This window comes from Streptomyces sp. NPDC053431, from assembly GCF_044544925.1.
In the GTDB taxonomy this organism is placed as follows: Bacteria; Actinomycetota; Actinomycetes; order Streptomycetales; family Streptomycetaceae; genus Streptomyces.
In genome coordinates this window covers 90,154-101,034 of sequence record NZ_JBITXX010000007.1, presented here as the reverse complement: position 1 = coordinate 101,034, position 10,881 = coordinate 90,154, and the positions used below count along the sequence as shown (strand labels likewise).

Sequence of the window (10,881 nt, the reverse complement as noted above, 5' to 3'; positions counted from 1 at the left end):
GCCTGCGGTTGTGTTGTCGCGTCGCCCCTTCCGCCCCCGGACCGCGCCGGGGGTGCCACAGTCTCGCCCCCCCCCCCGGGGGGGGGGGGCCCCCCCCCCCCCCCCCCCCCACCACCGTCATGTCCGCTTACGTTCTTCCCGCTGCGGGTCACCGGACCGAAACGGTGACCGCCGACACGGGAGAACGGGGGTGTGCTCATGCGGATCGGACTGCTCACCGAGGGCGGCTATCCGTTCGCCGCCGGCGAGTCCGGACTCTGGTGCGACCGGCTCGTCCGCGGACTCGCCCCGCACGAGTTCGACCTGTACGCGCTGAGCCGTGACGCCCGCCAGGAGGCCGGCGGCCGGATGCCGCTCCCGCCCAACGTGCGCGCGGTGCGCACCGCGCCGCTGTGGACCGTCGAGGACGACGGACGCGGCTACGGGCGCCGCGAACGGCGCCGCTTCGAGGCCGCGTTCAAGGACCTGGCCGACGGACTGTGCGCCGCGCCGGACGCCACGGCCGAGGCGGTCGGCCGGGACGCCGGCCGCGGCGCCGGGGCGCACGCCGAGCGGTTCGCCGCCGGGCTCTACGGTCTCGCCGAACTCGCCCGCGAACGCGGCGGACTCAGCGCCGCGCTCCGCTCCGAGAGCGCCGTCCGCGTCCTGGAGTCCGCCTGCCGCGCGCCCGGTGCGCGCCGGAGCGTGGCCGCCGCCACCGTCCCCGACCAGCTCGCCTTCACCGACCAGCTGGAGCGCGCCCTGCGCCCGCTCTCCCTCGGCTGGTACGGGGAGGAGGAAGGGCCCGGCGGGGCCGGCGGCCTCGGGCTCGTCGACCTCTGCCACGCCGCCTCCGCCGGGGCCGCGGCGCTCCCCGGCCTGCTGGCCAAACGCTTCTTCGGCACCCCGCTGCTCGTCACCGAGTACGGCGTCCAGCTCCGCGCCCACTACCTCGCCGCCACCGGCGCCGCGCTCGCCACGCCCGTCCGCGCCCTGCTCGCCGCCTTCCACGGGCGGCTCGCCGGCGAGGTCTACCGGCAGGCCGCGCTCCTCACCCCCGGCAACGCGCACGCCCGCCGCTGGCAGGAGAAGTGCGGCGCCGCCCGGGCCCGGCTGCGCACGGTCTACCCCGGCATGGACGCCGAGCGCTTCGCCGAGGTCGGCGAGGACGAGGAGAGCGGCGACCCGACCACCCTCTCCTGGATCGGCCGGGTCGAACCCGCCAAGGACCTCGTCGCCCTGCTGCACTCCTTCGCCGAGGTGCGGCGGCAGCAGCCCGACGCCCGGCTGCGGATCGTCGCCGCGCCGGTGCGCGAGCCGGGCGCGGCCGCCTACCTCGCGCACTGCCGCGGCCTGGCCGAGCAGCTCTTCCCCGACGAGGCGGCCGGCGCCCACGCGGTCGGCGAGAACCCGGTCTCCTTCGAGGAGTTGGGCGGTCCCGAGGCCCCCACCCTGGAGGACGCCTACGCCGCCAGCGCCGTCGTCGTCCTCTCCAGCGTCGTCGAGGGCTTCCCCGTCGGCCTCGTCGAAGCCATGTTCTGCGCCCGGGCCACCGTCTCCACCGACGTCGGCGCCGTCGTCGAGGTCATCGGCGGCACCGGGCTCGTGGTGCCCCCGCGCAACCCCAAGGCGCTCGCCGACGCCTGCCTGGCGCTCCTGCGCGACCCCGAGCGGCGGCACCGGCTCGGCGCCGCCGCCCGCGCCCGCGCGCTGGAGCTGTTCACCGTCGAGCAGAACCTCGCGGCGTTCCGGGGCATCTACCTCGAACTTCTCTCCCACTCGCCGGTCCGCCGCCGCACCACCAGCGGCGTGCCCTTCGCGCACCCGGCCGAGGCCCATGTGCCGGGCAGCTGGGCGGACCAACCGGTCACCGCCGCGGCCGGCACGGGAGACCCCGATGCCTGAAGGAGGCACAGCCATGCGCGGACCCGCCGCCCCCACCAGCCCCGGCCCCTGGGACTCCCGCTCGGAGGCCCTGCTCAAGGCGCCCGCCCTCACGACGGACGCGGCCGAGCCCGCCACCCCCGACCTGGACCTCTCGGCAGCCCCCGCGGGCCTGGACCTCTCGGCCCGCCCCGCGGACCCGGCCCTCGCCGCCCTCGCGTGCGGGGTCCCGGCCGAGGGGCCGGACGTCCCCGTCGCCCCCACCGCCCCGGCTCTCCCCGCGCCCGCGTCCGTCCTCGTTCCAGCCGCCGCCCCCGGCGTTCCTGCCGAAGCGATTCAGCAGGACGTGCCGGCGCCCACGCCCGGCGTGCGGGCCCGGCGGGGGCCCGCCGATCCCGTCAAGGCGCTCATGCACCGGCACCGGGAGCTCTGCGAACGGGCCGTGGACCCGCTGGAGATCGCCGCCGGCCTGGAGGCGCACGGGGTGACCGACCGGACCGCCGCGCGGTTCCGGCACCGGGACGTGTTCTCGCTCGCCGAGGAGCTGTACGCGCGCGTGCCGCGCGGCGAGGGCGGCGCGGAGCGGGCCGTGACCGCGCCGGCGGGGGACCGGGGCGCGGTCCGGGGCTGGGCGCTCGCCGCCTGCGGGCCCGGGGCCGTCGCCGCGTCCGGCAGCGTCGGACTGGCGCTCACCACCGGGGTCCCGCGCCTCGTCATCGGCGCGGCCGGGGCACTGGGGCTGGCGGGCGCGCTGCTCGGCGCCGTGCGGCGCGGGCCGCTGCGGGCCTCCGGCCGTACCGCGCCCGCCGCCGCCCTGTGCGCGCTCTGGCTCCTCGCGTACGCGGCGGCCGGGGACGGGCTCCTGGAGCAGCTGCTCAGCGGCGGGCCGGACGGCGGGCCCACCGTCGTCACCGTGCTCGACCGGGCGGCGGACGGCGTCTGGGGGGTCGACACCGGGCCCCTGCTCGCGCTGGCCCTCTCCGTCGTCCCCGCCGCCTGGTGCGCCCGGCTCTTCGCCGTCCGCGCCCGCCGCAGACTCGCCGCCAGCCGTGCGCTGGACGACTTCGCGGCCGGTGTCCGCCCGCTGCTCCTCGGCGGCGTCACGCTGCACCTCGCCGCCCTCGCCGGGCTGCTCGTCCTCACCGGGTTCCACCCCGGCGCGCTCGCCCTCGGCACCCTGCTCCTGCTCGCCCGGCTGCTCGCCGCGCACGGCTACCCCGAGCGCGCCGCCGGCGTCCTCGGCGCCGCCTGCGCGGGCGAGGCCCTCGTCCTGGCGAGCGTCCTCGCGGCCCGGCTCCCGGGCTGCGACGTCCTCGGCGCGCCGGCTCGCGCGGTCGTCGACCGGTGGGGCCCCGCGGCCGTACCCGCCCTCGTCTGCGGCGGCGCGGCCCTCGCCCTGCTCGTCCACGCCACCTCGGCGCTCTCCCGGGCCTCGGCCCACGCCTGACCCCGGTGCACCCGCGGAGCCGACGTCGCGGGCGCACCCCTCCCACGTAAGCCCTCCGAAGGAGACGAAAGAGACATGACCCCCCAACCCCACGCCACGGCCGGTCGGCACGAAGGGGCCGCACGATGAGGGTGCTGCTGCTCGGAGCCAACGGATTCATCGGCCGGTTCGTCGCCGACCGGCTGCTCGCCGACCCGGCGGTGCACCTCACGGCCCTCGGCCGCGGCGACGACGCCGACGTACGGTTCGACCTCGCGACCGGCAGCCCCGGCGCGCTCACCCGGTTCCTCGACGCGGTCCACCCCGGAGTGGTCGTCAACTGCGCCGGAGCCACCCGGGGCGGCGCCCGCGACCTGACCCGGCACAACACCGTCGCCGTCGCCACCGTGTGCGAGGCGCTGCGCCGCAGCGGCTGCGGAGCCCGCCTGGTCCAGGTCGGCTGCGCCTCGGAGTACGGGCCGAGCCAGCCCGGCTCGTCCACCGCCGAGGACGCCGTGCCCCGGCCCGGCGGCCCGTACGGCGTGTCCAAGCTCGCCGCGACCGAGCTCGTCCTCGGCTCCGGCCTGGACGCGGTCGTGCTGCGGGTCTTCTCACCGGTCGGGCCCGGCACCCCGGCCGGCTCGCCGCTCGGCCGGCTCGCCGAGGCGATGCGCCGCGCCATGCAGGCCGGTGACGGCGAGCTCAAGCTCAGCGGGCTCGGCGTGCAGCGGGACTTCGTGGACGTCCGGGACGTGGCCCGGGCGGTGCACGCCGCCTCGCTCTCGGCCGCGCAGGGCGTGGTCAACATCGGCACCGGCCGGGCCGTGAAGCTCCGCGACGCCGCCGCCGTCCTCGCCAGGGTCGCCGGCTACGCGGGCCAGCTGCACGAGCTCGACGGACCGCCGCCGCGCCCGGTGATCGGCGCCCCGCGCACCGAGGCCACCATCGCCGAGCAGCTGGCCGCCGCCCCCTACCCGTACCCCGACGGCTGCGGCCCCTGGCAGCAGGCCGACGTCCGTACCGCCCGGGACCGGCTCGGATGGCGGCCCCGGATCAATCTGGAGGAGTCCCTCGCGGACATCTGGATGGAGGCGGCATGCCGCATCTGACCGCCACCGGGACGGTCACCGAGATGGGGGTGGGCGTCCCCGGCTACGCCCACCCCCTGCTCGCGCCCGTCGAATGGGCCGAACTCACCCGCCCCGGCACCCCCGTGCACTGGGCCGTGCTCAACGTCGCCGAGGGGCCGGGCGACCGGCCCGACCCGCACTGCCTGGACGCGGCCGGGAAGCTGCGCAACGCGGGTGTCCGCGTGCTCGGCCACCTCGACCTGCGGCACGGCTCGCGCCCCTTCGGCGAGCTGGTGTCCGACGCCCAGCGCTTCCTCGACTGGTACAAGGTCGGCGGCTTCTACCTGGACCGGGCCCCCGCCGACCGGGCGGACCTGCCGGGCGTCCGGCGGATCGCCGCCACCCTGGAGGCGCTCCGCGAGGACAAGGTCCATCTCGTCCTGGGCCACGGCACCCACCCCTACCCGGGATACGCGGAGACCGCCGACCAGTTGGTCACCTTCTCCGGGGCGTGGGCGGACTACCGCTGGTCGCAGGTGGCGGAGTGGACCGCCGACCATCCGGCGGGGAAGTTCGTGCACCTGGTCCACGGGGTGCCCCGGACACACCTGGACGAAGCACTGCGGATCGCCCGCTGGCAGGGGGCCGGCACGGTGTTCATGACCGACCGCAGGGGCCGGCCCGGACAAAGCGACCAATTCCACACGCTGCCCGGCTACTGGGACGAAATTGTCTCGCGTATCGGACGGGGTGTCTCGGAATGAGAAGGGCCGTGGCAGTGTTGTGCGGAGAACAACCGTACTGACATACCGACCATCGGAGACTCCGTGTCGCTGCCACCCCTGGTCGAGCCGGCTTCCGAGCTCACCGTAGACGAGGTCCGCAGGTACTCCCGCCACCTGATCATCCCGGACGTCGGGATGGACGGGCAGAAGCGGCTCAAGAACGCCAAGGTGCTCTGTGTGGGCGCCGGCGGTCTCGGCTCGCCGGCCCTGATGTACCTGGCCGCGGCCGGCGTCGGCACGCTCGGCATCGTGGAGTTCGACGAGGTCGACGAGTCGAACCTGCAGCGTCAGATCATCCACAGCCAGTCCGACATCGGCCGCTCCAAGGCCGCGTCGGCGCGCGACAGCGTGCTCGGCATCAACCCGTACGTGAACGTGGTCCTGCACGAAGAGCGGCTCGAGGCCGAGAACGTGATGGACATCTTCAGCCAGTACGACCTGATCGTCGACGGCACGGACAACTTCGCGACCCGCTACCTGGTCAACGACGCCTGCGTGCTGCTCAACAAGCCGTACGTGTGGGGTTCGATCTACCGCTTCGACGGCCAGGCCTCGGTCTTCTGGTCCGAGTACGGCCCCTGCTACCGCTGCCTCTACCCGGAGCCCCCGCCGCCGGGCATGGTCCCGTCCTGCGCCGAGGGCGGCGTCCTGGGCGTGCTGTGCGCGTCCATCGGCTCCATCCAGGTCACCGAGGCGATCAAGGTCCTCGCCGGCGTGGGCGACCCGCTGGTCGGCCGCCTGATGATCTACGACGCCCTGGAGATGCAGTACCGCCAGGTCAAGGTCCGCAAGGACCCCAACTGCGCGGTCTGCGGCGAGAACCCGACCGTCACCGAGCTCATCGACTACGAGGCCTTCTGCGGCGTCGTGTCCGAGGAGGCCCAGGAGGCGGCGCTCGGCTCCACGATCACTCCGAAGCAGCTCAAGGAGTGGATCGACGACGGCGAGAACATCGACATCATCGACGTCCGCGAGCCGAACGAGTACGAGATCGTCTCGATCCCCGGCGCCCGCCTGATCCCGAAGAACGAGTTCCTGATGGGCAACGCCCTCCAGGACCTCCCGCAGGACCGGCGCATCGTCCTGCACTGCAAGACGGGTGTCCGCAGTGCGGAAGTCCTCGCCGTCCTCAAGTCCGCGGGCTTCGCGGACGCGGTCCACGTCGGCGGCGGCGTGATCGGCTGGGTCAACCAGATCGAGCCCGAGAAGCCGATCTACTGATCACCCGCGCCGTCCCGTAGCGCACAGGGGCCCGGTGTCGTCCGTCGATCCGACGGACGGCGCCGGGCCCCGGTCCGTCACTGGCAGACGGTGCCCGAGGCCGGCACCTTGCCGTCCAGGAGATAGGCGTCGGTCGCCGTCTTCACGCACCGGCTGCCGCTGCTGTAGGCGCCGTGGCCCTGGCCCTTGTACGTGAGCTCCACGCCGACGCCCGGGCCGAGGGCCTCGACCATCGAGCGGGCGCCCTCGTACGGGGTGGCCGGGTCGCCGGTGTTGCCGATCACCAGGATCGGGGCGGAGCCGGCGGCCGAGACGTCGGGGTGGTCCCAGGTGCCCGGGACCGGCCAGGGGGCGCAGCTCGCGAGGGCCCAGCCCATGAAGTCGCCGAAGACGGGGGACGCCTTCCGGAACTCGGGCAGCCGTTCCTTGGCCTGGCCGAGGGTGAAGCGCTCCTTGAAGTCCACGCAGTTGATGGCGGCGTTGGCGGACTGGATGTTGCTGTAACTCCCGTCCTGGCCGCGCCCGTTCATGGAGTCCGACAGGGCGAGCAGCAGGGCCCCGTTGCCGCCGTCGGCCTCGTCCAGGCCCTGTTCCAGATAGGGCCAGAACTCCTTCGAGTACAGGGCCTGCGCGATGCCGTTGGTGGCCTGGGTCTGGGTGAGCATGCGGTCGCCGATGCCGGGGATGGGCTTCTTGTCGAGCTCCGCGAGGAGGCCGGTGATGAACCCCTCGACCTCGCCGACCGACGAGCCCGGCAGCACGCACTCGTCACCGCGGTCCACGCAGTCCTTCGCGAAGTTGTCCAGCGCCAGCTGGAAGCCCCTCGCCTGGCCGAGGGCGCCCGCCTCGACGCCCGCCGCCGGGTCCACGACCGCGTCGAAGACGGCACGGCCGACGGTCTTCGGGAAGAGGTGCGCGTAGACGCCGCCGAGCTCGGTGCCGTACGAGATGCCGAAGTAGTGCAGCTTGTCGTCGCCGAGGACCCGGCGCATCAGGTCCATGTCGCGGGCGGCGTTCTCCGTCCCCACGTACGGCAGCCGGGGGCCCGAGTGCTCCTCGCAGCCCGTCGTGTACTTCCTCTGGGCCTCGGCGAGCCTCTTCTCCTCGGCGGAGTCGTCCGGCGTGAAGTCCAGGGCGTAGTAGGCGTCGAGCTCCTTGTCGGTGGCGCACTCGACGGGCTCGCTGCGGCCGACGCCGCGCGGGTCGAAGGAGACCAGGTCGTAGCGGGAGCGCAGGCCCTCGAAGTCGCTCGCGAAGCCGGGCAGGCCGGTGATGCCGGAGCCGCCGGGGCCGCCGAAGTTGAAGAGCAGCGAGCCGATCCGCCGGCTCCTGTCGCGGGCCTTGGCGCGGATGAGGGCCAGCTCCACGGTGTCGCCCTCGGGCTTGGCGTAGTCGAGCGGCGCCTTCATGAACGTGCACTCCCAGGGGGTCCCGCCGGGCAGCGGCGACGGGGCGGGACCACCGCCCTCCGCCGGGGACGGCGGCAGGCACGGCGCCCATTCCAGCTTCTGCGCCGCGAGCGCGTCGAGTCCGACGGGCCCGCTCGCCTCGGGAGCCGCCTTCTTGTCCCCGCCGTCCGAGCACCCGGCGGTGAGGAGCAGAGTGGTCGCGGTGAGCAGGGCGGCTCGCTGAGCTGCGGAGATCTGCATGACCCCATCGTGTGCCGCCCGCCGGACCCCCGCGCGGGCGGTGGGCCATGCGGGTGGCGCACACCGGTGGCCCGGGCCGGGCCTTCCACCCCGCCGGGGCGGTCCCGCGTCCGTGCGGCCCGCTCCCGTGCGGCCCGTTCCCGTGCGGCCCGTTCCCGTGCGGCCCGTTCCCGTGCGGCCCGCTCCCGCGCTTCCCGCTACAGGGCTTCCCGCTTCGTCAGCCAGTTGAAGCAGATCCAGCCCGGCAGGACCGGCAGCCACAGCGTCAGGAGCCGGTAGAGGAGCACCGCCGGAGTGGCGACCTCGATCGGCAGGCCCACCGCCACCAGACCGAGGGTGAGCGCGCCCTCGACCGCGCCGACACCGCCCGGCGTCGGCGCCGCCGAGCCGAGCGCGTTGCCCGCGAGGAAGACGACGGCCACGCTCGCGTAGCTGATCGTCTGGTGACCGTGCCCGAAGGCGCGGATGGAGGCGTCCAGGCAGAGCACGAACGCGCCGGTGAGCAGCAGCATGCCGCCGATGCCGGTGACCAGTTTCACCGGCCGCTGCAGCACGTCCAGCATGCGCGGCACCACGCCCGCGAACAGCGAGCGCAGCCGGGTGGACACGAACTTCCGCATGAAGGGGATCGCCGTCACGACGAGGACCAGCACCGCGACCGTCAGCAGACCGGCGATCACCGTCCTCGACGGGGTGAACGACTGCGACTTCTCCGTGCCGGTCAGATAGCCGAAGGACAGCAGGAGCAGGATGTGCGCCCCGAGCCCGAAGAGCTGCGAGGCGCCGACGCTCGCGACCGCGAGCCCCGGCCGTACCCCCGCGCGCTGCAGGAACCGGGTGTTCAGGGCGACGCCGCCGACCGCCGCCGGGGCGACGATCTTCACGAACGACCCGGCGACCTGAGCCACCACCGTCCGCCAGAAGCCGACCCGCTCGGGCACGAAGCCGAGCAGGCTCATCGCCGCCGCCACATAGCTGAGCGCCGAGAACAGCACGGCCGCCGACACCCAGCGCCAGTCGGCCTCGCTGACCGTCGACAGGGGGGTGCGGGCGATCTGCGAGAGCAGGAAGTACGCGGCGACGGCGCCCGCGAGGAGACTGACGAGCGTCCGGGGCTTGATCCGCTCCAGGCGGACCGGTTCCACCGGCGCCTGCGGCCGGATCCTCAGCACCTGCTGGCGGATCTGCGCGAGCAGGTCCTCCTCGCGGGCCTCGTCCAGGGCCTCGTCGAGCGCCCGCTTCTCGGCCCGCTTGTCCGCCAGCTTCTCCGCCCGGGCGGCCTTGCGGTCGGCCGTCAGGTTGCTCTGCGCCCGCGCCTCCGCACGGGCCTGCTTGGCCGCCTCAGAGGCCGCGAGGACCGCCTCGCGCTCCCGCTTCGAGCGCTCGCGGGCGAGCCGGCGCAGCTCCGCGCGGGTCGACCGGCTGAGCGCGATCGGCTGGAGCAGCGGCAGACAGTCGGCGATCGCGTCCGGCCCGAGCACCTCCACGGCCGCCCGCACCGCCCGTTCGGCACCCACCCGCAGGCCGAGGGTGGTGAGCAGCTGGGCGATGTCCATCCGCAGGATCAGATCGCCCGCGGCGATCTCGCCGCCGCGCAGATCCGTCAGGATCACCTTGCCGGAACGATCCACCAGAATCGCGTCCCCCGCGAGCCTCCGGTGCGCGATCCGGCGTGACTGCAGCGCCTTCACCTGGCGCCAGGCGCTGCGCACCAGGTCGTCGGTGATCTCCTGGTCGTCCAGCGAGTCCAGGGTCCGGCCGCCCAGGTGCTCGTAGACCAGCATCACCGCGTCCGGGCCGAGCTCCGAGGTCGCGATCAGCTTGGGCGCGTTCGCGCCCGCCGCGATCGCCGCGTACGCGAGCAGCGCCTCCTGCTCCAGGGCCTGGCGCAGGGAGACGATCGAGCGCCGGGTGGTGATCGCGCGCAGGGTGATGCGCCGCCACACCCGGTAGAAGAAGCCGTGCGCCTGCTGTTCGCGGTCGACGACCGTCACGTCGAGCGGCGGCCCGTCCTCCAGGGTCACGATGTAGCGCCGGCCCCGGTCCCCGGTGTCCGCCGAGTCCGGCACGCCCTCGGCGCGCAGCGCCGTCACCGGCCGGAACCCGACCCGGCGCAGGCCCGCGAGCAGCGTCTGCCCGGTGGGGCGCACATTGGGCGAGCCGACCGCGTACAGCGTGCCGTACGCCACGGTCCAGCCGATCAGCACGGTGAGGATGATCGAGAAGGCGGTGGTGTACCCGGCCACGAGCATCGTGAACGCGTCGAGCAGCAGCACCACCCACAGCACCACGCGCCAGCGCGGCCTGCGAGCCATGCCGACGGCGGTCATGTACGCGATGACCGGTGCCAGGTAGTTGTGCACGGGGTCGGTGAGCCCGCCGCCGGACTGCGGCTGGGTCAGCGCGTCCTGGATGGTGCCGGGCGCCGCCTTCGCCACCCACAGATCCGTGGCGAGCGTCACGCCGTGCGCGAGGACGGCCGCGAGCACGCCGTCGGCGATCCGCAGCCCGTCCCGTTTCACGAGCCGCTCGATGGCGAACGCCACCGGGACCAGCAGGACGGCGATGGACGACACCAGGCCCGCGATCTTGACGAAGACGTCGGGGGCGCCACCGGCCCCCTTGTTGATGTCCTGTTCCAGGCCGGAGGTCGTGCCGTGGGCGAAGGCGGCGATGGCGAGGACGAGGGCGATGGCCAGGACGCCGATGAGCAGCCGCATCAGGTCGGACGGCCGGTGCACGCGGGCGGCGAGCAGCGGCTCGTCGCCGGATACGCGCTCGGGCGTGCGCTCGGGCGGGCTGTCCTGCGCCATCACCATGTCCGTCTCTGCATGCCGTTCCGTCGTCGTCGCCGGCGTCACCACCGG

The 10,881-nt window shown here is 74.6% G+C and carries 7 protein-coding genes; 5 read left to right on the top strand and 2 right to left on the bottom strand.

Annotation, left to right across the window (positions count from 1 at the left end; genetic code table 11):
- Nucleotides 1-198 precede the first annotated feature (198 nt).
- The 5 genes from ACIGXE_RS18760 to moeZ all read left to right on the top strand — a co-directional run bounded on the left by ACIGXE_RS18760 (nt 199) and on the right by moeZ (nt 6,365).
- Complete coding sequence (locus tag ACIGXE_RS18760) at nt 199-1,884, top strand: DUF3492 domain-containing protein (protein ID WP_399748684.1); 1,686 nt, start codon at nt 199-201, stop codon at nt 1,882-1,884.
- A 13-nt stretch (nt 1,885-1,897) separates the two neighbouring features.
- Nucleotides 1,898-3,310, top strand: a complete 1,413-nt coding sequence (locus tag ACIGXE_RS18755; RefSeq protein ID WP_399748682.1) for a hypothetical protein — start codon at nt 1,898-1,900, stop codon at nt 3,308-3,310.
- A 125-nt stretch (nt 3,311-3,435) separates the two neighbouring features.
- Nucleotides 3,436-4,398 carry an NAD-dependent epimerase/dehydratase family protein gene (locus ACIGXE_RS18750; protein ID WP_399748680.1) on the top strand — a complete coding sequence of 321 codons (963 nt, stop codon included), beginning with the start codon at nt 3,436-3,438 and terminating at the stop codon, nt 4,396-4,398.
- Nucleotides 4,386-5,123, top strand: a complete 738-nt coding sequence (locus ACIGXE_RS18745) for a spherulation-specific family 4 protein (protein WP_399748678.1) — start codon at nt 4,386-4,388, stop codon at nt 5,121-5,123. The genes ACIGXE_RS18750 and ACIGXE_RS18745 overlap by 13 nt, the downstream gene beginning before the upstream one ends.
- Before the next feature lie 63 nt (nt 5,124-5,186).
- On the top strand, nt 5,187-6,365 hold the full coding sequence (gene moeZ, locus ACIGXE_RS18740; RefSeq protein WP_399748676.1) for an adenylyltransferase/sulfurtransferase MoeZ: 1,179 nt from the start codon (nt 5,187-5,189) through the stop codon (nt 6,363-6,365).
- Between the two features lie 77 nt (nt 6,366-6,442).
- On the opposite strand, the gene ACIGXE_RS18735 is transcribed toward moeZ, so the two are convergent.
- A complete protein-coding gene (locus ACIGXE_RS18735) occupies nt 6,443-8,014 on the bottom strand; it encodes an alpha/beta hydrolase (RefSeq protein ID WP_399748674.1) in 1,572 nt (523 codons plus the stop codon).
- 197 nt (nt 8,015-8,211) lie between these two features.
- Nucleotides 8,212-10,833, bottom strand: a complete 2,622-nt coding sequence (locus ACIGXE_RS18730) for a lysylphosphatidylglycerol synthase domain-containing protein (RefSeq protein WP_399748672.1) — start codon at nt 10,831-10,833, stop codon at nt 8,212-8,214.
- Nucleotides 10,834-10,881 lie beyond the last annotated feature (48 nt).